The sequence below is a fragment of the Dyadobacter frigoris genome (genome assembly GCF_005280585.1).
Classification (GTDB): domain Bacteria; phylum Bacteroidota; class Bacteroidia; order Cytophagales; family Spirosomataceae; genus Dyadobacter; species Dyadobacter frigoris.
Genome location: NZ_SZVO01000007.1, coordinates 24268 through 49045 on the forward strand (window position 1 = coordinate 24268; position 24778 = coordinate 49045).

Sequence of the window (24778 nt, forward strand, 5' to 3'; positions counted from 1 at the left end):
AAAAACACTAACTATTGTTTAACTTTAAATCAATAATATCATATTGTCCGGTGAAACAAAGTGCCAATTAAACATTGAACCATTAAAAAAAAATTAATAATTGATTAACAAGACCCTTAATGACTCCCGGAGGGAATTTTAATTTTATTTCTCTCTACCTTATGCCTATGAAATTTAAATTTCTCTTCTTTTTATTGATCTTCATTTTAATTCCCGGCTTTTCTCGTTTTTGCCAGGCTCAATCCTATGGCCTTGGCTTTGATAGTTTCGAAGTTATTCAGGATAAAAGAACCGGTTTGGATTTGAGTCCGGGCAATACTTTTTGTTTTGATAAAAATTTTGAACTGTCGTTCGAACTTTCATTTCTGGCGAACAAAAAGATCTATTTCGGGTACGTCGTACGACTTATTGAAAATGATAGACAAAACATAGACCTGATTTATGACAACAGTGCCAATAATCAGCACTTCAAACTGGTGATCGGAGACAAATTTGCTCCTTTTTCATTTGATTTTCCGGGCAACGATCTTTTCAAAAAGTGGAACAGGATTACACTGAAATTTAATAAAGACAAGAAAAACATTCAGGTCTCATATGGCGACAAAAGTTTTATTCAGCCTATGAATTTTACGGACAATGGCTGTTTCAAAATCCTGTTTGGCGCAAATCAGTATAAAGATTTTAAGTCTACGGATGTACCTCCGATGAAGATCAGGAATATCGCGATTCTTGAAAACGCTATATTGAAGTTTCGCTGGGCGCTGGATGAAACAGATGGTTCAAAGGCGGTTGAAGAAATTGAGAGAAAAGATGGTCTTGCAGTTAATCCGGTGTGGATAAAAAAACTACATTACGAATGGCAATTGGTTCAGACGCTAAGTATGCAGGATTTTGTTAAAGTTGGGTTTGATCAAAATAAAGGCATTCTTCATTTCATTTCAAAGGATTCTCTGGTAAACTATAACATCGCCGGAAATAGCTCCGGAAGTGTTAAATTCAATGACCAGAAACAAACACTATATATTGATAATCAGATACTCTTCGATAAGACAAATAACAAATTATTCAATATTTATATCGACGAACAACAGGTTTCAACTTTTGATATAAAAAACCGGAGCTGGGATAAAACCGGAATAGCATCTGCGCCAAAAAGAAATTTCCTTCATGCGAATAAATTTTATTCAGCACTGGATTCCTCCATTTATATTCTGGGAGGTTATGGCCATCTGGCTTATAAAAATGACGTTCAGCGTTACCATGTTCCTTCGGCGAAATGGGAGAATATCAAGGTGAGAGAATCTGTCTTTACACCGAGATATTTAGCTGCACTTGGCACGACCAAAGATGGCGCTTACATTCTGGGAGGTTATGGGAGCTCTACCGGACAGCAAATGCTTAATCCGAGAAACTGGTACGATCTCCTGTTTTTTGATATAAAAACGCACCGTTTTAAAAAAATCTATGAGCTAAAAACGCCGGAAGAGGATTTTGTATTCGGGAATTCCATGATCATTAATGAAAAGGATAGCACCTATTATGCACTTATTTTTCCAAAACATAAATTCAATTCAGAATTACAGCTTATTAAAGGCTCATTAACCAGGCCGGATTTCAAAAACGTAGGATCTAAAATTCCTTACCAGTTTGTTGATATCCAGTCATACGCAGATTTGTTTTTTGATCCGTCAAGCGGACGATTTGTCTCCGTAACATTATATCAGGGAGATAATAATCAGACAAAAATTGCTGTTTATTCACTTTATGCCCCGCCGTTGGAATCTATAAAACCAGTCGCGGCGGTAGAAGCGGATAACTACAAAACCGTTTGGATTGCTGCCGGTTTTATAATGCTGTCTTTGCTTGCTTTTGGCTATTTCAGGTATGCTAAAAAGGATCTAAAACCAGAAATTCCCGTTTTGGCGAACGAATCCGAAGTTATTCCGGAAACTATGCCTGTGACAGAAATCCTTCCGGATTTGAAAGAGAATTTTGCCGAGAGTAAGGTAGCTTCTCTGCAAAGCAGCGTATTGCTATTCGGGAATCTTCAATTGTTTGATGAAGAAGGGAATGAAATCACCAAACAATTCAGTCCGCTTGTGAAAGAATTATTTTTGGTGATTCTTCTTTATTCCATCCGTTGGGAAGGTATCAGTTCGGAAAAATTAAAAGAACTACTATGGTTTGACAAACCTTCCGAAAGTGCCCGAAATAATCGATCCGTCAATATTGCGAAGCTGAAAGGGATTCTGGATAAAATGAAATATTGTCAGGTTTCAAAAGAAACGGGCTATTGGAAAATTAAAATTGATTACGATAAAATCCATGTAGATTACACACATTATCTGGCAATTATTGGCAATAAACGTGCCTTAAATAAGGAAAATATTACGGAACTGGCAGAAATCACCAAACGTGGCAATTTTTTATCCAACGTTGAATACGAATGGCTGGACAGTTTTAAATCCGAAATTTCGAATGAAATTGTTGATACCTATTTACGTTTCGCGGCAACTGTAAAAATTTCAGATGATCCTGAATTCCTGATCAAACTGGCGAATTATATTTTCTATTTTGATCCTGTGAATGAGGAAGCCATGATCATCAAATGCAAAGCCCTGGCGCATTTAGGAAAACATTCCCTGGCAAAAACGACTTATGAGAATTTTGCCAGAGAATATAACCGTATTTATGGTGAAGATTTCCAGAAGGATATGCCGGAAGTGTTACATTCCTGAGCCGCTAATTGTATTTCAGTTGCACCGAACGGATTTCGCCGTTCCCTGATTTATTTCCGGAAACGTTAATTCCCACACGCGGAGCGCGGTCCCAGCGCGGAAGCCAGGAACCTTCAATTTTTAAAGGCTGCCGATCTATTTTTTCACCTTTGCCCTCCCAGCTGAATTCATAAAACCGTCCAAAACGGCTTTGTAATTTTAAGTTAATGGTTTCAAATTTTCCAGCGATTTCCTGTGTTTTAACTACGCTATAAACGCCGTCTTTTATTTGCCACAAGGTAAGTTTGTCTTTCAAAACCCCGTAACCAATAGCATTAGTCGCATCACCATAAACAGTAATATTTTGTTGGACTTGGTCTTTGGGAATTATTTCTGCTGAGAAATTATAGTTACCATTTTTCACTACCAAACCAAGAAAATTGCTAGTTGCTGTCAAATTGCTGTTTTCAATTTCCAACAATCCATTCTGAATTTTATATGCAGGTTTGGGAAAACTTACATCATAAACCCACGAAGTTTCTTGTGTATTTTTATCAAAACTGATCAGCAAATCTTCATTAGCTTTTGTGCTCGCAGCTAATGGTGACTCTGCTTGCGCAGGTGTTGTTTTTCCATAGCGGAACGAGGGCCATTTAGAAGTTTCATCCCAAACGAGCTCGCTTAATACACCTTGTCTGCCTGCGTATGTGAAATCAGTACCATTGTAAGCGTGGTGCAAATAAAAATAACGGTTATCCGGTGTTGTCACGACCGTTCCGTGTCCCGGACATTTCCAGGTCCCGTCACTTATAAGAACCGGATTTCCTGAGAATTTCGTCCACGGGCCTTGCAATTTTTCTGCTCTTGCCAAACCTACCTGATAATTGCAATTTTCACCACAACATGCGTTTCCGGAATAAAGCATATACCAGTAATTTCCTCTTTTAAATATTGCCTGCCCTTCTGCTCCGCCATCTTCCCAATTATTTGCATCTGCTTTTATCAAACCAAATTCTTTTCCAATAACCTTCAAACCATCGTCAGAAAGCTCAGCGCCCAATATTTCAATTCCTCTGCCCTTATCCAGACCGTATGCTTTCCAGGTCAGAAATAATTTTCCTTTATCTTCAACAACAAAACCGTCAATAGCTTCCTTCGTCCATTCCAAAAGCAAACCATGATCTGTAAATCCTTTTTTTAGATCCTTTGTACTGGCTACGCCAATAAAAGATTGTTTGTCTGATTTCCGGCGGGCGGTATAATACACGAAAAAAGTACCGTTGCGATAAAACAATTCAGGCGCCCAATAACTTCCCATGGTCCAGGATGGTAATTCTGCAAAGACAGGGCCCAAATATTCCCAATCCACAAGATTTTTTGATGTATAAATGGGGTAAGCCGGTCCCCATTCAGAAGAAGTTCCGGCTGCATAATAAGTATCCCCTACCCGAATAACGGAAGGATCCGCAAAATCACCGGCAATAACCGGATTTCGATACGTGTTAACAGGTTTTGGAATTATTTTTTGAGCGAAAACAGTTCCGGTAAAAATCAGGCAAAGGAAAGTCAGGCGAAGAAGCAATTTCATTTTTTATTTGGTTACATAAATCAGGCGAATAAAGAGAATTATTTGTAAGAAACCAATTTGTATTACTTCTGACGAACGGGCTTTTTGATATTGTAACCCTTATTGCCATGAAACCACTTAGCCCCCTGCCCAGTAAGCCATAAGTAATAATCTGTACTCAGATCTGTTTCAATACCGGCAAATTTCCCATCACCATTGAGAGGAACGTCCTTTTCATTTTTTGTTTTAAAAATTGCGGTTCCTTCATCAATTTCATCAAACATTGCCACATACAAGGCTTCTGCTCCGGCCATTTTTGCTCCTGCAATTTGTTTCCATAAAAAGTCTCCCTTTGCCCGAGGAATCTGGTTGTATAATGTTTTATCATTTTTCAAATTCCCCCAACTGAACCCCGGAAAAACAAGCGGAATGTAGCCAATTTTATTTTTGCTGCACCAGGTTATGTCTTCCTGCAAATTAGCAGCAACACTGTTATAAGTATCAGCATTATATCTTCCAACCGCCCAGGGCATAATAATATCAGCACTTTTAATCAAAGTGTGTAATAATGTGGAATTTTCTGTATCCTTTGACAGACTTCTCCAATAATACGGGACGCCAAGCAAAACAGATATTTTCCCATTTGTACCCTTAACTTTCCCTACCAGATTCTGAATATCCTCAATAGTATATTTTCTATTATCATTAAAACCAACACCCCAGATTGCGAGCAAAGGACGACCGTTATATCTCAAATAAGTTGGATTTCCCTTGTTATCAAAAAGTTTAAAAAGCACTTGCAATTCTTCCCAATCCCGAGCGATAAAATCCATATCAGCAGAAGTAGATCCGCTTAAATCGTACATAATGCTAAGGGCTCTTCCATACTTTTTTGCAGCTTTTAACGCATTAGCCAATACTTTATTGAAGTGATTTTTACCTTTTTCACTTTTTATTTCACTAACAAACCGCTGCATATAAACACCATCGATACCATGCTCTTTCATCCACTTAAAATGCAGATCAACAGTTGATTCATCATAAGGACTGAAAACCTTAGCGGCATTTCCGTCAGCGAATTTGAATGCGGTTTTATATGTCTTAGTATATTCACTTACTTCCGGCCAAAAATCTACCGAGGTAAATCCGGCTTCAAATTTTCCTTCTTTCTGATAATGATGCCATCCGCGGCCGCTTCCGTCCCCCTCGGCAGTAAACCAGCCTTGATAACCTGCCATAACCAACCCTTTATAAGTTGTAAAGAGACAGCCGGTTTCGTCATATTTAATCTGTTCATTTTGCCTGTCCGGAACATTATTTTGCTGACTTTGGCAGTTCAGGGAAAGAAGCAGGAAAAGACATAACGTTACGAATAATTTCATTTTCATAATGACCAGAAAAAATAGAAGTAAGACAGATGGAATGACATTTGTAATAATGAGTTATCCAAAATAAACACGGACTACTTAAAAATTGGTTAACAAACCATTAACGTCTTAATGAAGGTTTAAAAGTATGAATGACATTATCACAGACTATGACGACCTAAATCTGGCCGAAGCGAAAGAAATTCAAAATAAATTGCGTGAAAAAATAAATCTTGAACCTTTCACAAAGCCGATTCAAACCATTGCAGGAGCAGATATTTCACTAAACAGGTTCAGTGAGATCATTTTTGCAGGAATAGTAATTCTTCGCTACTCGGATTTACAGCCCATCGCTTATTCCTTAGTGGAAAGTAAAACAAGTTTTCCTTATGTACCAGGTTTTCTGGCTTTCAGGGAAGTACCGGCTTTGGTGCAGGCATTAGAGCAAATACCGGTTAAGCCGGATGTCTTAATGATTGACGGACACGGAATCGCGCATCCAAGACGGATGGGGATTGCAGCGCATTTCGGTGCGTTGACCGGGACGGTTACGATGGGATGTGCCAAAAATATTTTATTCGGAAAGTGGCAGGAACCCGGTATTCAGAAGGGGGATTATCGGCCAATAATGAACAAGGAAGAAGTGATCGGATATGCTTTAAGATCAAAATTTAAAACTAATCCGGTTTTTATTTCTCCGGGAAATAGAATGAGTTTGAGCGACAGTCTGGATATTGCAATCCGGTGTGCTGGAAATTATCGTCTACCCGAGCCTACACGCAGAGCGCATGAGTTTGTCAATTTATTTCGTACCGGAAAGTTGAAAGAAGGTTATCATGAGCTGACACCTCAACTACTATTCTAATTTTTTGACGCCAGCGCTTTTTTATTTTTTTGAGCAGCACCGGAAACACGGATCTTAAATAAAGTCGGCCAATTTTTACCGGTTATATAAAAAGCATTTTCCAAAGGTTGGTGTGCTATCCCATTCAAAACACTGGATCCGGTTTGATCCACCTCAGCCGGAATAATTTTCTTCATATCCATAGTGGCTACAACTTTTCCTGTTTCCAGGTCAATCTGAATAATACGATCGGTTTCCCAAATGTTGGCAAAAACATATCCATCGACATATTCCAGCTCATTAATTTTCAGAACCGGACCTTTGTTATCATAGATTTCTATCTCGCCTGTTTTCTGAAATTCTGTGTTGAAGAAGTAAAGTTTATTGGAACCGTCACCCATGATAATCGTTGAATCATGATGTGTCATCCCCCAGCCCTGGGTATAGTAAGTGAACGTTTTATCCAGCGTGAAATCCATATTGTAACGAAAACCCACGCCGGTTGTCCAGGTCAGCTGGTAAATTTTATCGTTTACAATGGTCAAACCTTCCCCAAAATACTGGTCGGTTAGCGGTACCGATTTTATGGTTGCACCTGTTTTTAAATCAATTTTCAACAAAAGTGATTTTCCGTTTTCTCCGGTACTTTCATATAATTCCCCTTTATAAAATTCCAGTCCTTCTGTAAAACTTGTTTTTTGATGTGGATAAGATGATAAAACACTATAAGTCATTTCTTTTGGCGTGATGTCCGATGCCAATTCAACAAATAAAGTATCAGTAAATGATTCTTTTGATTTTGTTGTACCACTTACAATGATCTGTTTCCAACCTGTTTTTTCTGATTCTGCTTTCACAAATACTGAATCGGAAACTTGTTTAATTCCCGGTACCCCGGCACCATTCCATTTTACTATAAATTGGGAAACAGGCTCCGTAAAACCAATAGCAATAGAGTCTCCGATTTTATATCTGCTTTTTGCGGTAACTGCCACGGGTATTTTTTGAATAACTACTGTCTCTGCTTTCTTTTCCTGTTTACAAGAAAAAACAACAAAACTTATCAATATAACAAGAAGAAAATGTGTGCTACGCGTATTCATAAATGGTGTTTTTCAATTTGACTGCAATATCCGCAAAATCGTTAAAACGACTTCCTGTTTCTTTGAATATTTCAATATTAACAATTTGCCAGGACTAATTTCAGAAGCTGTTCAATAACAAAAAATCCTGCTGCAATAGTATCATGCAGCAGGATAAATAAGAGAATTTTATAGCTTTTAGGCTTCTCCGCCCGGACCTCCAAAACTTATTGGAAAGTTAAAAGAAGGATCGGTATCGTGATTACTCTGGATCGGACCGTATTGGTCTTCGTATTTTTCAATATTATCTTTTAGCGCTGCCACCAAACGCTTTGCATGTTCTGGTGTGATGATAATACGCGCCTTTACTTTTGCACGGGGAACACCCGGCATCAGACGGATAAAATCCAATATAAATTCGCTGTTGGAGTGCGCGATCATCGCAAGATTGGAGTAAACTCCTTCGGCCATTTCCTCCGAGAGTTCTACATTAATTTGCTGTTCATTTTCTTGTTTGTTGTCTTCCATCGTTAAGTTTTCGGTAGTGATTGGATGCCGGATATATTTTCAACAGGTTATTCACATCATTTTGAAAGTGAAAATTACTAAAATTATACAGCATCTAAAAACAAAGAGCCGGTTCCGCTTACGCAGAACCGACTCTTTTTATCTTATTCTAAATCCTACTATACCAATTCACGTTTTTTACGTGATTGTTTTTCGCGGGATTCAGCTAATGCATCGTATTCTTCTTTCGAACCAACAATGATATCAACGTATTTACGCATACCAGTACCAGCCGGGATTAAGTGACCTACGATTACGTTTTCTTTCAGACCTTTCAATTCGTCACGTTTTCCACGTACCGCAGCTTCTGAAAGTACCTTGGTTGTTTCCTGGAACGAAGCCGCAGAAACAAAACTTTCAGTACCTAACGAAGCTTGTGTGATACCCATCAAAGTAGGTTTCGCCACAGCAGCCTGTGCATCACGCGCAGTAACCAATTTAAGGTCACGACGTTTCAAGCTTGAATTTTCATCACGTAAACGACGTACTGAAATGATCATACCTGGTTTCAGTGTTTCAGAGCTACCAGCTTCTTCAACCACTTTCATGTCAAGTATCTTATCATTTTCTTCACGGAACACAACACGGTCAACCGCTTGCATTTCCAGGAAGTTAGTATCACCTGCGTCAAGTATTTCTACTTTCTGCATCATCTGGCGTACGATACACTCAATATGCTTATCATTGATCTTCACACCTTGCAGACGATATACCTCCTGAATTTCATTCACAAGATATTCCTGAACTGCTGTTGGTCCTTTGATAGACAAGATATCCGCTGGTGTGATCGCTCCATCCGATAACGGATCACCTGCTTTCACGAAGTCACCATCCTGAACAAGAATGTGTTTCGAAAGAGCCACCATGTAACGGCGTTGTGTACCATCTCTTGATTCGATATGAATCTCGCGGTTACCACGTTTGACACCACCGTAAGATACAACACCGTCGATTTCAGAAACTGTTGCAGGGTTTGATGGGTTACGTGCTTCGAATAATTCCGTTACACGTGGCAGACCTCCCGTAATGTCGCGTGTTTTTCCAACCACACGTGGGATTTTTGCCAAAGGCTGGCCCGCTTTAATCGGCGCACCATTCTTCACTACCAAACGAGCTCCAACTGGTAAGTTATATCCTTTTTCAGTGATGTCTTTCAACAACGTACTTTTACCTTTCACCACCAATGCAGGGTTTTTGGTTTTATCACGTGTTTCAATAATAACTGATTCCTGGAAACCTGTTTGCTCATCAAATTCTTCACGGTAAGTAATTCCTTCTTCAATAGCGTCGAATGAAACAATACCGGTGAATTCAGAAAGGATTACTGCGTGATATGGATCCCAGGTACAAAGTTCCTGTCCTTTTGTTACTTTTTCGCCATCTTTTACAAGAAGCTGAGCACCGTAAGGAACGTTGTTAGAGATTAGCAACTGACCAGTTTCAAGGTTAACGATTTTCACCTCACCTGAACGGCCCATTACTACTGTAATTGGATCTCCATCATTATTCACTGAATCAACAAGACGTAATTCCTCAAACTGAATTGTTCCGTCAAACTTCGCTTTGATGTTGGCATCAACAGAAATGTTAGATGCCGTACCACCTACGTGGAAAGTACGAAGTGTAAGCTGCGTACCTGGCTCACCAATTGACTGCGATGCAATTACACCCACAGCTTCACCGATGTTAACCATATAAGCCGAAGCAAGAGAACGTCCGTAACATTTCGCACAAACACCATTACGTGTTTCGCAAGTAAGTACAGAACGAATTTCTACGCTTTCGATACTTGTTTCATCAATATAAGAAGCGATTTCTTCTGTGATTTCCTGACCAGATGTTAGGATAATTTCTCCTGACAAAGGATCAAAAACATCATGAACACTTACGCGTCCCAAAATACGCTCAGAAAGTGGTTCAACGATATCTTCGTTGTCTTTCAAAGCTGAGATTGCAATACCACGAAGAGAACCACAGTCGTTTTCAACAACTACAACATCCTGCGCTACGTCATGTAAACGACGGGTCAGGTAACCTGCATCCGCTGTTTTCAACGCTGTATCCGCAAGACCTTTACGTGCACCGTGTGTTGAGATAAAGTATTCCAAAACGTCAAGACCTTCTTTAAAGTTAGAAAGAATCGGGTTTTCGATAATTTCACCTGCTCCACCAGCCATGTTTTTCTGAGGCTTAGCCATAAGACCCCTCATTCCACCAAGCTGACGAATTTGTTCACGGGAACCACGTGCACCGGAGTGCATCATCATATAGATGGAGTTAAATCCGCCCTGATCCGTTTCCAATTGCTTCATCAACGTTTCTGTGATACGTGAGTTAACACGTGTCCAGATATCGATAACCTGATTGTAACGTTCGTTTTCAGTGATAAGACCCATCAAGTAGTTACTCCAAACGTTTTCAACGTCTATTTTCGCTTGCTCGATCAGTTTTACTTTTTCATCTGGTACCATTACATCATTAAGCCCCATTGACAAACCACCTTTGAAGGCCATTTGGAAACCGAGTTCTTTGATCTCATCCAGGAATTGCGCTGTACGTGCAACACCTGCAAGTTTGAATACCAAACCAATGATCTGCTGTAATTTTTTCTTGGTAAGCAACTCATTAATATAACCTACCTCAGCTGGAACCGCCTGGTTGAACAGGATACGGCCGGCAACTGTTTCGACCAATTTAATTTCAAACGTTCCGTCATCGTTACGTACACGCAGACGGCATTTGATATTGGCATGCTTGGAAAGTTTGCCTTCATTGATCGCAATGATAACTTCATCAGGACCGTATAAAATCATTCCCTCACCAATAATTGGATACTCAGGAGTACTTACACGACCTTTTGTTACATAATACAGACCCAAAACCATGTCTTGTGATGGTACCGTGATTGGTGCACCATTCGCAGGGTTAAGGATGTTATGAGAAGAAAGCATCAACATCGAAGCTTCAAGAACGGCTTCCTGGCCCAATGGCACGTGAACGGCCATCTGGTCACCGTCAAAGTCAGCGTTGAATGCAGTACACACTAATGGGTGCAACTGGATTGCTTTTCCTTCGATCAACTTAGGCTGGAACGCCTGGATACCTAAACGGTGAAGCGTTGGAGCACGGTTTAGAAGAACAGGGTGTCCTTTCAAAACGTTTTCCAAAATATCCCAAATCACAGGATCTTTACGATCTACGATTTTCTTAGCTGATTTTACAGTTTTAACGATTCCGCGCTCGATAAGCTTGCGAATGATAAACGGCTTGAATAATTCAGCAGCCATATCCTTCGGCAAACCGCACTCGTGCAGTTTCAATTCCGGTCCTACAACAATTACAGAACGACCAGAATAATCGACACGCTTACCAAGTAAGTTTTGACGGAAACGTCCTTGCTTACCTTTAAGCATATCAGAAAGTGATTTCAAAGCGCGGTTCCCTTCAGAACGTACCGCGTTCACTTTACGGCTGTTATCAAAAAGCGAGTCAACCGCTTCCTGCAACATACGTTTTTCGTTACGCAAGATTACCTCAGGCGCCTTGATCTCTATCAAACGTTTCAAACGGTTGTTACGAATGATAACGCGGCGATACAAGTCATTTAAGTCAGAAGTCGCAAAACGACCACCATCAAGAGGCACAAGCGGACGAAGTTCTGGTGGAATTACCGGAACCATTTTGATAACCATCCATTCCGGGCGATTTTCAACACGCGTGTTTGCATCACGGAAAGCTTCAACAACTTTCAGACGTTTAAGCGCTTCCGCTTTACGTTGCTGTGAAGTATCTGTTGCAGCCTGGTGACGAAGTTCGTATGAAAGCTCATCCAGTTTGATACGGTTCAAAAGCATTTCAAGCGCATCAGCACCCATCTTCGCGATAAACTTGTTTGGATCCGTGTCAGGAAGCAATTGGTTTTCACGAGGAAGTTTGTCGATGATGTCAAGATATTCGTCTTCTGTAAGGAAGTCAAGGTAGCTAACGCCATCTTCTTCTTTAACACCCGCCTGAACTACGGCATATCGCTCGTAGTAAATGATTTGATCCAGTTTTTTGGTAGACAATCCCAGCAAGTAACCGATTTTGTTCGGTAAGCTACGGAAGTACCAGATGTGTGCAACAGGAACCACAAGTTCAATGTGTCCCATACGCTCACGACGTACCTTTTTCTCAGTAACTTCTACACCGCAACGGTCGCAGATGATACCTTTATAACGGATACGTTTGTATTTTCCACAATGACATTCCCAGTCCTTTACAGGACCGAAAATACGCTCACAGAACAAACCACCCATTTCCGGCTTATAAGTCCGGTAGTTGATAGTTTCAGGCTGGGTTACTTCACCGAATGAACTTTCCAGTATCGATTCAGGTGATGCCAGACTGATTGTCATTCTGGAAAAATCACTATTTAGTTTTTTGTTCTTTTTGAAAGACATAATTAAAGAGTCGTTTGTCTGTTAGTCGAAACTCAATTTGTATTGCATTTCTAAGGAGAGCAGCATTGCTACCACTCTCCTTACGACTAAAATTAGTCCAGCGTAATTTCCAATGCCAATCCACGAAGTTCGTGAACAAGTACATTGAATGACTCCGGAATATTTGGTTTCGGAAGGTTTTCACCTTTCACGATAGCTTCGTATGCCTTGGCACGGCCTACAACGTCATCCGATTTCACGGTAAGGATTTCCTGAAGAATGTGAGATGCACCGAATGCTTCAAGTGCCCACACTTCCATTTCTCCAAAACGCTGACCTCCAAACTGTGCTTTACCACCCAACGGCTGTTGTGTAATAAGCGAGTATGGCCCAATCGAACGCGCGTGCATTTTATCATCAACCAAGTGACCCAGTTTCATCATGTACATAAGTCCAACTGTAATCGGCTGATCAAAACGCTCTCCGCTCAATCCGTTGTATAGATAAGTACGTCCCCAATCCGGCAAACCAGCTTCTTTCAATTCAGCCGCAACTTCTGCTTCCGTAGCTCCATCGAAGATAGGAGTAGCATAGCGGCGACCAAGTTTAAGACCTGCCCATGCAAGAATTGTTTCGTAAATCTGACCGATGTTCATACGAGAAGGTACCCCAAGTGGGTTCAACACGATGTTCATTGGTGTTCCGTCTTCAAGGAATGGCATGTCTTCATCACGTACAATACGGGCAACAACCCCTTTGTTACCGTGACGACCCGCCATTTTATCCCCTACTTTCAATTTACGTTTCTTAGCGATATATACTTTCGCCAGTTTCACGATACCAGCAGGAAGTTCATCTCCAACTTCAAGAGCGAAACGGTCACGTTTGAAACGGCCCATCAACTCGCTGCGCGCGTTAAGATAATTCTTCAGTGCAAGAGAAACCTGGCGGTTGGTATGCGCATCTTCAGTCCATGAATCAGTAAGTACGTCACCGATTAAGTTTACTTCCTCAACCACTGCGTACTGGCTTTCATCACGGTATGGGTTGTTAGCAGGGAATAAATTCTCAGAGATATTTCTCACGTTGAATTTAACTGCTTTTGAAATCAACTCATCACCAAATTTGTGCTTAACTCCCTGGCTTGTTTTACCATCAACCAAAGCAACCAGCTTTTCAATAATACGTCCGCGAAGTGCTGTCAAATCACGGCCATATTTTTTCATAAGCAATTTCAACTCGTCTTTGTGCTTGGCACGTTCTTCTTTCGTAGGACGAGAGAAAAGTTTAGTATCAATAACTACACCTTTCATAGATGGCGGCGCTTTTTTGGAAGCATCCTTCACATCACCGGCTTTGTCACCAAAGATCGCACGAAGAAGTTTTTCCTCAGGAGTTGGATCAGACTCACCTTTTGGCGTGATCTTACCAATTAAAATATCTCCTTCTTTTACCTCCGTACCAACTTGTACGATACCATTTTCATCAAGGTTTTTAACAGTTTCCTCGCTTACATTAGGAATCTCAGCAGTAAGTTCTTCTTCTCCACGTTTCGTATCACGCACTTCCAATTCAAATTCTTCAATGTGAATAGAAGTAAAGATATCGTCACGAACCACTTTTTCAGAGATTACAATCGCATCTTCAAAGTTATATCCCTGCCAAGGCATGAACGCTACCAAAAGATTACGACCCAATGCAAGTTCTCCACCTTCCGTACCATAACCCTGACACAATACTTCTCCTTTTGTAACCCTTTGTCCTTTAAGAACCATAGGCTGCAAATTCAAACAAGTATCCTGGTTAGTACGACGGAATTTAACAAGACTATAAGAAACACTGTCTTCTATAAAGCTAACAAGTTGTTCTTCCTCCGTTCTTTCGTAACGAACAACAATTTTTGTTGCATCAACATACTCAATTACACCTTCACCTTCAGATACAACCAAAGCACGCGAATCCATCGCAACACGCTTTTCAAGGCCAGTTCCTACGATTGGCGCCTGTGGGCGCAACAATGGAACGCCTTGACGCTGCATGTTCGATCCCATCAGGGCACGGTTGGCATCATCATGTTCAAGGAAAGGAATAAGAGAAGCTGCAACCGAAACAATCTGGTTAGCGGCAACGTCCATATAAGATGCCTGTGATGGATCAACCATCGGAAAGTCACCTTCAAAACGCGTCTTGATTTTATCTACCGTAAAGTTTCCTTCTGCATCAACCGAGGCATTAGCCTGAGCAATGTATTTGGAATCTTCTTCTTCGGCAGTCATATAAATAAGTTCGTTCGTCAGCTTTCCGCCGCTGTCGATCACACGGTAAGGAGTTTCAATGAAACCCATTCCGTTAACCTTGGCAAATACGCAAAGAGATGAAATCAAACCAATGTTTGGTCCTTCAGGAGTTTCGATTGTACACAGACGACCGTAGTGCGTATAGTGAACGTCACGAACCTCAAAACCTGCTCTTTCACGGGAAAGACCACCAGGCCCAAGTGCAGACATACGTCTTTTGTGGGTAATCTCAGCCAATGGATTCGTTTGATCCATAAACTGTGATAACTGGTTGGTACCAAAGAAAGAGTTAATAACAGAAGAAAGCGTACGCGCATTGATCAAATCAACAGGCTTGAAATCTTCGTTATCACGTACGTTCATACGTTCTTTGATGGTACGGGCCATACGAGCCAAACCTACACCGAACTGTGCGTAAAGTTGTTCACCAACGGTACGAACACGACGGTTTGACAAGTGGTCAATATCATCGACAACTGCTTTCGCATTGATAAGACCGATCAAATACTTAACGATTGAAACGATATCACCCGTTGTCAGAACGCGAACGTCAAGACTTGTGTCAGAACCTAATTTTTTGTTGATACGATAACGTCCAACATCACCAAGATCATAACGTTTATCACTGAAGAACAAGCTTTGGATTACATCTCTTGCCGTTTGTTCATCCGGTGCTTCTGCGTTACGAAGCTGGCGGTAAATTTGCTCAACAGCTTCCTTATCGGAGTTTGAACTATCTTTTTGCAGCGTATTATAAATGATGTTATAATCCGCAACATTCATATCTTCTTTGTGAAGGATTACTGACTTCTGGCCAGATTCCACAATAACTTCGATATCCTCAGGCGTGATTGTTGAATCACGTTCCAATAATACTTCGTTACGTTGGATAGAAACTACCTCACCGGTATCTTCATCCACGAAATCTTCTGTCCAGGTGCGAAGAACTCTCGCTGCCAAACGACGGCCAACTGCTTTTTTCAAGTTTGTCGGAGTCGCTCCGATTTCTTCAGAAAGTCCGAAGAGATCAAGAATATCCTTATCAGAACCAAAACCGATGGCTCTTAAAAGCGTAGTAACCGGGAATTTCTTCTTACGGTCAATATATGCATACATGACATTATTCACATCCGTTGAGAATTCAATCCATGAACCCTTAAATGGAATAATACGTGCAGAATATAATTTAGAACCGTTTGTGTGCTTGCTCATTGAGAAGAACACACCCGGCGAACGGTGTAACTGGGAAACAATAACACGTTCAGCACCATTGATTACAAACGAACCGCGATCCGTCATATAAGGGATATTTCCTAAAAATACCTCTTGCTCAATAGTTTCAAATTCTTCATGATCAGCATCATTACATATTAAACGTAATTTTGCTTTTAGAGGAACCGCATAAGTCAATCCTCGATCGATAGATTCATCGACAGAATACTTTGGCGGCTCTAATAAATAATCGATAAATTCAAGCACGAAGTTGTCGCGTGAATCTGCAATAGGAAAGTTCTCAGCGAAAACTTTGTACAATCCTTCGTCAGAACGATCTTCTACTGATGTATCAAGACTGAAGAAATCCCGGAATGATTGTACCTGGATTCCCAACAGATCCGGATAATCAATAATCTGATTAATCCTGGAGAAATTTTTTCTGGGAGTTGCTTTAATTGTAGCCAAGGCTATGTCTGATTTTGGGTTAGTAGAACGAAAACAAAGCGACAGTGTAACATATTACAACGCGCAATCGCACTAATTAGTTTAAAACCTTAATCGTTTGCCTCGTAGAGAAATTTAGATAACGATCCCTGTTCTTCTTTTCTACGAGTAAAGAAGTGTTTCAGACCAATTATCCGGAAGGAGAATTAGATTACCGAAAACGAAAATTTATTTCCGGCCATATATTCCAAACGAAAAGAAGTGAAATTTGTTTGGTTTACATGCAAAATAGGAAAAGACCTGACGAATGTCAGGCCTTGTTCCCAAGATTTTATTGATGATTGGTATAAAGCAAATTACTTCACTTCAACTTCAGCACCAGCTTCTTCAAGTTGTTTTTTCAAAGCTTCTGCTTCGTCCTTAGCAACTCCTTCTTTAACTGGTTTCGGTGCACCGTCAACAAGTTCTTTTGCTTCTTTAAGTCCAAGACCTGTAAGGTCTTTAACCAATTTCACAACAGCTAGTTTACTAGCACCTGCTGCTTTCAAAATTACATCAAAAGACGTTTTCTCTTCAACTACCGGAGCGTCACCGCCACCAGCTGGACCTGCAACCACAACTGCACCTGCAGCAGCTGGTTCGATACCATATTCGTCTTTAAGAATTGCAGCCAATTCGTTCACTTCTTTAACCGTTAGGTTAACAAGCTGTTCCGCGAAAGCTTTCAAATCTGCCATTTTTATTTTTGATTTTGTGATTATACAAATAGATGAATTTTTGAGCTCAGTATTAACTCTGACCCGAGGAGCTCAACCGGGCAGATATTCAATAAATTAGTCTTCTTTCTCAGATAAAGTCTTAAGAATACCAGCCAATTTGTTGCCACCGCTCGAAAGAGCCGAGATAACGTTTTTGGCAGGTGATTGCAACAGACCGATAATCTCTCCAACCATCTCTTGTTTAGATTTAAGAGCGATCAGAACGTCAAGCTGGCTTTCACCAACAAAAACAGATGAATCAACAGAAGCTCCTTTAAATTTAAGCTTGTCACTACCTGCTTTTTTCTTGAATTCTTTAATCAGCTGTGCAGGAACTTTACCTGACTCCGGGTGAAACATTACACCGGAAAAACCTTTCAAAACTGTGTCGAAAGAAGAATAATCCGTATCTAGTGTTTCTAATGCTTTCTTAATCAGTGTATTCTTTACAACACGGTACTCAATACCACGTTCGAAGCAAAGGCCTCTTAGAACGTTAACCTCACTTACAGTCATTCCTGCAGCACTGGTGATATAGAAGTATGGCGTGTTCGAGAATTTCTGACTTAGCTCGTCAATAATTACTGCTTTCTCTTCCCGTGTCATATTATAATCCTGGAATCGTGTTTTTGTCAATAGTCACACCCGGGCTCATCGTAGAAGATAAGTGAATGCTTTTTACGTAAGTACCTTTTGCCGAAGATGGCTTAAGGCGGATCAAGGTGTTAATAACCTCAGTCGCGTTCTGTGCAAGCTGGTCTGGTCCAAAAGAGACCTTTCCAACGCTGGCGTGAATGATCCCGGATTTGTCAACCTTGAAATCAATCTTACCTGCTTTAACTTCTTTCACAGCTTTAGCTACATCTGGTGTAACTGTACCTGATTTAGGGTTTGGCATAAGACCACGAGGTCCCAATACTTTACCTAACTTACCCACTTTTGCCATTACACTAGGCATTGTGATTATCACGTCGATGTCAGTCCATCCTTGTTCTATCTTTTGGATATACTCGTCAAGACCAACGTAATCTGCTCCTGCTTCTTTCGCTTCTGCCTCCTTATCCGGAGTACACAAAACCAATACACGAACATCCTTTCCGGTTCCGTGTGGCAATGTTACCACGCCACGTACCATTTGATCAGCTTTACGAGGATCCACGCCCAAACGAACGTCGATATCTACAGAAGAATCAAATTTAGTATAAGAAATCGTCTTAAGGACATCAGCAGCTTGTTCCAGAGAATAAACCTGGCTTGCGTCGTATTTCGAAAGAGCTTCTTTTTGCTTTTTGGTCAGTTTTCCCATGTTCTTTGTTTCTTTAGCGTAATTAAACCACGCTTAATTGTTTTCTTCCCACGGGGCTTTGCCAGCTACGGTAATACCCATACTACGAGCCGTTCCCGCGATCATTTTCATAGCAGAATCAATTGTAAAGCAGTTTAGATCAGGCATTTTAGTCTCAGCGATCGTACGAACCTGATCCCAAGTAACTGAACCAACTTTAAGACGGTTTGGCTGAGCCGAACCAACTTTTACTTTTGATGCTTCCATAAGAAGAATTGCGGCCGGGGGAGTCTTAATGACGAAGTCAAAAGACTTATCCTTGTAGTACGTAATAACTACCGGCAACACCACACCAGGTTTATCCTGAGTACGGCCATTGAATTGCTTACAAAACTCCATGATATTCAAACCCTTCGATCCTAATGCAGGACCGATTGGAGGTGAAGGGTTGGCTGAGCCACCTTTTACCTGTAGTTTGACGTATCCACCTATTTCTTTTGCCATTGTTTTGGAATTTGTTCGGTTCACTGATTAATTAAACGGCTCACATGCAAGTGGAAGCTTACCCTGCCCGTTCTCTTTATCAATTATCCTTTTCTACTTGTGCGTAACTTAGTTCCACGGGTGTATTACGCCCGAATATTTTTACAACTACATTGAGTTTTTTCTTCTCATCAAATACTTCTTCCACCAAACCGATGAATCCACTGAAAGGACCATCAACCACTTTTACTGTTTCACCTTTCATGAATGACATGTTTGGTGCTTCTTCGTGGTGTTCAGCTTCGTCTACTCTTCCTAAAATCCGGTTGATTTCTGCCTGACGCAGAGGCACAGGCACCTTCGAATTCCCTTGCGCATTCCCCAGGAAACCGATTACTCCCGGTATACTGGTAATAATGTGTAACACCTCCCCTTTTGACAAATCAGCGGAAATGATTATGTATCCGGGAAAAAAGTTCTTCTCCCGAACTCTCTTCTTTCCGTTACGCATTTCATATATCTTCTCAGAAGGTATAAGAATCTGCGGAACAAATTCATTGAGTTTTTGCCGTGTTATTTCATTCTCGATGTAGGACTTGATTTTTTTCTCTTGTCCTGACACAGCACGTAATACAAACCAATTTAATCCACTCATACCATTCAGGGGGTGTCGCTAAAAAATTACCTTAGAAAGACTGATAAAACAGTCTGAGTGCGTTTTCAAAAACAAAGTCCATTACTCCTACCACGAAGGCAAAAATAAGTGATCCAACAAGCACTAATGTTGTGTTCGCCTGAAGCTCGTTAAAGGGAGGCCACGTAACATGCTCGGTCATTTCTTCCCAAGACGCTTTTAGAAACGAAGTAAATTTATCCATTTTTGCTTTTTGCTTATGCACGGGTGGAGAGATTCGAACTCCCATCAACGGTTTTGGAGACCGCTATTCTACCCTTGAACTACACCCGTATTCCGTGCGAACCAATCTTTCGGGCTGCAAAGATACAAATTTAATGTTATAAAAAACAAGTGCATTTCAAAAGAAATGCACTTGTTTTTAATCATTTATCCTGATTAATCAAGAATTTCAGTTACCTGACCTGCACCTACGGTACGTCCACCTTCACGAATCGCGAAACGAAGACCTTTTTCCATAGCAATTTTGCTGATCAATTTTACTTCGATAGTGATGTTGTCACCTGGCATAACCATTTCAACACCAGCTGGAAGCGTGATTTCTCCAGTTACATCCGTAGTACGGAAGTAGAACTGAGGACGGTATTTGTTAAAGAATGGAGTGTGACGTCCACCTTCTTCTTTCGAAAGTACATAAACCTCTCCTTTGAAAGATGCGTGAGGTTTTACTGAACCTGGCTTACAAATAACCATACCACGACGGATATCTTCTTTGTTAATACCACGTAACAATAGACCTACGTTATCACCTGCTTCACCACGGTCAAGGATCTTACGGAACATCTCAACACCTGTTACAGTTGATTTAAGATTTTCTGCACCCATACCAAGGATATCAACAGCTTCACCAGAGTTGATTACTCCACGTTCGATACGACCTGTTGCAACAGTACCACGACCAGTGATCGAGAATACGTCTTCAACCGGCATAAGGAAAGGAAGTTCAGTCATACGAGGAGGAATTGGAATGTAGCTGTCAACAGCATCCATCAATTCTTCGATCGTTTTTACCCATTTCTCTTCGCCATTCAAACCACCCAAAGCAGAACCTTGGATTACAGGAATGTTGTCTCCATCGTAATCGTAGAAGCTAAGAAGCTCACGAATTTCCATTTCAACAAGTTCAAGTAGTTCAGGATCATCAACCATATCCACTTTGTTCATGAATACCACTAGTTGAGGAACACCTACCTGACGAGCCAAAAGAATGTGCTCACGAGTTTGAGGCATAGGACCATCAGTTGCAGCAACTACAATGATAGCTCCATCCATCTGCGCAGCACCAGTAACCATGTTCTTCACATAATCCGCGTGACCTGGACAGTCAACGTGAGCATAGTGACGGTTTACTGTTGAATATTCTACGTGCGATGTATTAATTGTGATACCACGTTCTTTCTCTTCAGGTGCATTATCAATTGATGAGAAATCACGCAATACTGCTAAACCCTTTTTTGCCAATACAGTTGTGATTGCCGCTGTAAGAGTAGTTTTACCGTGGTCAACGTGCCCGATAGTACCAATATTCACGTGGGGTTTCGAGCGGTCATACGTCTCTTTTGCCATGTCCTAAGTACGCTTAAAATTTGAAGTTATTACGAATTTATTAAACACTATTGATTGATCCCGTTTAGCTTACATTTACCAAGCCCTCAAAACCAATACACTAATTGCAAGGATCAAAATCTTTCTTTAAATCTCATTTTTTGGCAGATTCAAAGATGAGAATGTAAAAACATTCCTCCGAGCTATTGAGGGGATTTGAACCCCTGACCTCTTCCTTACCAAGGAAGTGCTCTACCCCTGAGCTACAACAGCAAAATTTTAATATTCCGAAATGCTACGTTTAGCACATTCGCGTGAGAAAATAATCTCAGTTTAAACAACAGCCAAAAGCGACCAGCGAAAAGGGCTTCAAAATGAATGTTTTTCGCTGATCGCTTACGGTGTCTTAAATTGAGCGAAAGACGAGGTTCGAACTCGCGACCTATAGCTTGGAAGGCTATCGCTCTACCAGCTGAGCTACTTTCGCAATTGTTTTGTGCCTTTTTTTTTTATCTGGTAAATAAAAAGAAAACTCCGGCTCAAACTGTGGGGGCGGATGGATTCGAACCACCGTAGGCGTACACCAGCAGATTTACAGTCTGCCCCATTTGGCCACTCTGGTACACCCCCTTTCAACATTTCAACACAACCGTGAAAACCTCTTGTCTCACTTTTGGAGCTGCAAAATTATGTTGTTTTCTTTTATTCTCCAACATATTTGTGAAAATATTTTCAGAAAAATTTAGTGCCTGCCAGAAAAAAGATTCTAGCAGGCACTAAATCAACTGGTTATATTTAAAATAATTTTATCCCAAAACTTAACATTTTTACTGCGGGACCGTGATTTGTTTCATAAAGGTTGTTCAAATCATAATTTACAAACAAATCAGGAAATCTCCGGATACCTAATTCAAAACCCAGCCCATACCTGACATCGTTGACAAAAAAGTTGGTTCGGTTAAATTTCTTGTCCTTACTTCCTTCTTCAATTATTTTGGAATAACTGCCCAGTCGATAGCCTCCATAAACTCCTGCACTCACATGTGAAATAAAAGATTTACGGAAACTCAGCGTAGGCATGAAGGTTAGGTTGACATAGGGTACGGTGAATTTACTTTTCTTTAAATTGATCTTATTCCCCTGGTCATCCTCTGGTTGTTTAAAGTAGGCCATATCCTGGGATTTTTCAATTTTCATATTATCCTGAAACATTAAATTGTACCAGGAAAAATCTATTCCAAAGTCGAGATGCAATCTTGCTTTTTGCCCTGTTGCAATGGTAGTGGATGCCACGTATCCAAGACTGATATATCTTGAACCCCAGGGTTTTAAATCCGGCATTGCATTTTCAGTTAACGGATTGGAGCCGGTTATCATCGGCGTATTACTTCCGTAAGAGTTTAATCCCAGGCTTACATTAAATCCTTTCCTTGGACTGGATCCCCATGACGGCACGTACATCTTTGCAGCTCTTCCGATCTTCTCAAAACTTCCGTTATCATTATCATCGCTTACACTAACTGTCCCCTGGTCAATATTTACACTTTTGTTACCATTTTTTATGCGTAATCCTCTTCCTCCAATGCGCACATAATTTTTATCATCACCTAAATCGGGCTTATTTTTCAGATAATCATTCCCGCTGAATTCTTCTACAATCAGCGTGGTGTCCTGCTGTGTACTGTCAAGCCGTATTTTCAGGTCTTTTAAAAGTGCGTTAAGATCATATTTCAGGATTTTTTCCAATTCTTTCTTATTCTCTCCGTAGATCACCATTCTGGTTTTATTACCAAAACGTACAATAATCGAATCGTTTAAACTTCCCCTATTCAGCGATGGCTTTACATCGTTTCCTGCCCACACTTGCGTGATTGACAGAAGTATTACAAATACTGCAATAAAATTAATTTTCATGGCTAATAGCGTTACCGTTAATTTTTTCTTTCACGTTTACCTGATACTTTTTCATCGTTAGTGTTAGGTCGGTCATCTACTCTTGCAAGAATATTTTTTGGATTAAAACCAACATCGTCCCAATCAACCGGCTCAGCTTCACGAACATTTTTCAGCTGGCGGAAAACTCGGGCCAAACGGGATGGTTTTTTATCTTTAAATTCATTTTTAGGCTCTTCAATTTCGACCACAATCGTGCGATCCGCCTTTTTATCTTCTACACGAGCAAGCTCCACCGGTTTGGTGTTAACCTTTTCAGCGGTAACTGCCTGTTGAATATCGATTTTGTTTGTCTTGATCTCCTCAGATTTAGCAGGCTGAATAACTGCAACCTGTATGATATCCGCGTTATCGCTTTTTTCCCTTACCGATTTTGTTTCATGGTTTTGATCTTTCTTCATTACCTCACGAATTTTCCGTCCCGTAGGCCACTCTGAATTTTGCGCGACCTTAACAGGAGACGGATTTACCAACATCTCCGTTTTCACTTCCGCCTGAGCAATATTTTTATTTGACTGAGGGCTTTCCGACAATCGGGTTTCAGGCATCTTTTTCTCTACTTTTGCCATCTCCGTCTGATTATCCAGTTTTCCTGAATTCTCAGTTTGGTTTTGCCATACAACATATCCGGAAATTAAAGCCAGACTTACACTCGCTGCGGCATACCAAACCCAGACGGCAATACGCCTCGATTTAGTTTTTTGCCCTTGCTGTATCCGTCCCCACGCTAGCTCCGAAGGCCGTTTTTCCAACGAAGCAAGTCTCTTTTTAAAAAGATCATCAACTGGATGCTTTTTCATAATTTAGTTTTTTTTTAGAATCATTTTCCCACGCTCCAACCATCTTCTGCAACATCGCACGCGCTCTGTGAAGCTGGGATTTTGATGTACTTTCCGTTATTCCTAGTGCTTCTGCTATTTCGCTGTGGGCATAACCCTCAATAGCATATAAATTGAAAACCGTACGATAACCAACCGGCAATTCTTCAATAAGATCCAATAATTCCTGCGTATCAAGATGCTGGTCAGCATAATTGTAATCGGGAATATTGGCAGCCTCATCAGACAAAATATCCTCCGGCATTTTCCTCTTCTTCCGCAACAACCCCAACGCCTCGTTCACCATGATCCGCCTCATCCAACCCTCAAAACTACCCTCACTATTGAACTGATCAATTTTACCAAACACTTTTAAAAATCCTTCCACCATCACATCCTCTGCCGTCATTTCATCACCAACATACCGGAAGCATACGCCCAACATACGTGGACCGTATTTTTCGTACACCTGCCGCTGCGCCTTAGCATCTCCATGCTTAAGGGCTTTGACGAGCTGTGCCTCCTGATTGAAAAATGATAAAATTCGACCCATTCCTAATATTGTTTCAATGGTAAGATGTTAAAAGGTATAGCTCAGGTTGCATAGGTTTGTCAGGTTTTTACAAATAATTCCTCATTTTTCTTTTTTCAGTATTTCAATCTAACACCAATTCAGCTCATATACCTGATAATCAACAGATTCCTAATACTTCATTTCTTA

General features: G+C 40.7%; 18 protein-coding genes and 4 tRNA genes. 2 read left to right on the forward strand and 20 right to left on the reverse strand.

The genetic code is table 11. The features are described 5' to 3' along the window. The first annotated feature begins 167 nt into the window (after positions 1–167). Positions 168–2738, forward strand: coding sequence for a galactose oxidase (locus tag FDK13_RS15485; protein ID WP_137340920.1), 2571 nt, complete (start codon positions 168–170; stop codon positions 2736–2738). Between the two features lie 4 nt (positions 2739–2742). On the opposite strand, the gene FDK13_RS15490 is transcribed toward FDK13_RS15485, so the two are convergent. Beyond that, positions 2743–4305, reverse strand: a complete 1563-nt coding sequence (locus FDK13_RS15490; RefSeq protein WP_137340921.1) for a glycoside hydrolase family 43 protein — start codon at positions 4303–4305, stop codon at positions 2743–2745. Positions 4306–4367: 62 nt separating this feature from the next. Next, entirely contained in the window at positions 4368–5666 is a 1299-nt protein-coding gene (locus FDK13_RS15495) for a glycoside hydrolase family 99 protein (protein ID WP_137340922.1), read from the reverse strand. A gap of 133 nt (positions 5667–5799) precedes the next feature. On the opposite strand from FDK13_RS15495, the gene nfi reads away from it, so the two are divergent. Next, positions 5800–6516, forward strand: a complete 717-nt coding sequence (nfi, locus tag FDK13_RS15500) for a deoxyribonuclease V (RefSeq protein WP_137340923.1) — start codon at positions 5800–5802, stop codon at positions 6514–6516. Here the strand turns inward: nfi and FDK13_RS15505 are convergent. The 18 genes from FDK13_RS15505 to FDK13_RS15590 form a co-directional block, all read right to left on the reverse strand. Continuing rightward, a complete protein-coding gene (locus FDK13_RS15505; protein WP_137340924.1) occupies positions 6513–7598 on the reverse strand; it encodes a glutaminyl-peptide cyclotransferase in 1086 nt (361 codons plus the stop codon). The genes nfi and FDK13_RS15505 overlap by 4 nt on opposite strands. Positions 7599–7775: 177 nt before the next feature. Further along, positions 7776–8105 carry a DUF3467 domain-containing protein gene (locus tag FDK13_RS15510; protein WP_137340925.1) on the reverse strand — a complete coding sequence of 110 codons (330 nt, stop codon included), beginning with the start codon at positions 8103–8105 and terminating at the stop codon, positions 7776–7778. Between the two features lie 158 nt (positions 8106–8263). After that, positions 8264–12586, reverse strand: coding sequence for a DNA-directed RNA polymerase subunit beta' (gene rpoC / locus FDK13_RS15515; RefSeq protein WP_137340926.1), 4323 nt, complete (start codon positions 12584–12586; stop codon positions 8264–8266). A 92-nt stretch (positions 12587–12678) separates the two neighbouring features. Then, complete coding sequence (rpoB, locus tag FDK13_RS15520) at positions 12679–16542, reverse strand: DNA-directed RNA polymerase subunit beta (protein WP_137340927.1); 3864 nt, start codon at positions 16540–16542, stop codon at positions 12679–12681. 335 nt (positions 16543–16877) lie between these two features. Beyond that, entirely contained in the window at positions 16878–17258 is a 381-nt protein-coding gene (gene rplL / locus FDK13_RS15525) for a 50S ribosomal protein L7/L12 (protein ID WP_137340928.1), read from the reverse strand. Positions 17259–17354: 96 nt separating this feature from the next. After that, on the reverse strand, positions 17355–17885 hold the full coding sequence (gene rplJ / locus FDK13_RS15530; RefSeq protein WP_090339952.1) for a 50S ribosomal protein L10: 531 nt from the start codon (positions 17883–17885) through the stop codon (positions 17355–17357). Position 17886: 1 nt separating this feature from the next. After that, entirely contained in the window at positions 17887–18585 is a 699-nt protein-coding gene (gene rplA / locus FDK13_RS15535) for a 50S ribosomal protein L1 (protein ID WP_137340929.1), read from the reverse strand. Between the two features lie 33 nt (positions 18586–18618). Further along, positions 18619–19068: a 50S ribosomal protein L11 gene (rplK, locus tag FDK13_RS15540; RefSeq protein WP_137340930.1), complete on the reverse strand. Its 450-nt coding sequence runs from the start codon at positions 19066–19068 to the stop codon at positions 18619–18621. A 79-nt stretch (positions 19069–19147) separates the two neighbouring features. Next, a complete protein-coding gene (gene nusG, locus FDK13_RS15545) occupies positions 19148–19702 on the reverse strand; it encodes a transcription termination/antitermination protein NusG (protein WP_137340931.1) in 555 nt (184 codons plus the stop codon). Between the two features lie 31 nt (positions 19703–19733). Next, positions 19734–19925, reverse strand: coding sequence for a preprotein translocase subunit SecE (gene secE / locus FDK13_RS15550; RefSeq protein WP_137341234.1), 192 nt, complete (start codon positions 19923–19925; stop codon positions 19734–19736). 18 nt (positions 19926–19943) lie between these two features. Continuing rightward, positions 19944–20014: transfer RNA gene (locus FDK13_RS15555), tRNA-Trp, on the reverse strand. 105 nt (positions 20015–20119) lie between these two features. Next, positions 20120–21307, reverse strand: a complete 1188-nt coding sequence (gene tuf / locus FDK13_RS15560) for an elongation factor Tu (protein WP_137340932.1) — start codon at positions 21305–21307, stop codon at positions 20120–20122. Positions 21308–21487: 180 nt separating this feature from the next. After that, a tRNA-Thr gene (locus FDK13_RS15565) sits at positions 21488–21559 on the reverse strand. 141 nt (positions 21560–21700) lie between these two features. Then, positions 21701–21773: transfer RNA gene (locus FDK13_RS15570), tRNA-Gly, on the reverse strand. A 60-nt stretch (positions 21774–21833) separates the two neighbouring features. Then, positions 21834–21916, reverse strand: a tRNA-Tyr gene (locus FDK13_RS15575). A gap of 165 nt (positions 21917–22081) precedes the next feature. After that, positions 22082–23200, reverse strand: a complete 1119-nt coding sequence (locus tag FDK13_RS15580; RefSeq protein WP_137340933.1) for a porin family protein — start codon at positions 23198–23200, stop codon at positions 22082–22084. Between the two features lie 17 nt (positions 23201–23217). Next, positions 23218–24039 (reverse strand): hypothetical protein, encoded by an 822-nt coding sequence (locus FDK13_RS15585; protein ID WP_137340934.1) that lies wholly within the window; start codon positions 24037–24039, stop codon positions 23218–23220. Continuing rightward, on the reverse strand, positions 24020–24610 hold the full coding sequence (locus FDK13_RS15590) for an RNA polymerase sigma factor (protein WP_137340935.1): 591 nt from the start codon (positions 24608–24610) through the stop codon (positions 24020–24022). The genes FDK13_RS15585 and FDK13_RS15590 overlap by 20 nt, the downstream gene beginning before the upstream one ends. Between the last annotated feature and the right edge of the window lie 168 nt (positions 24611–24778).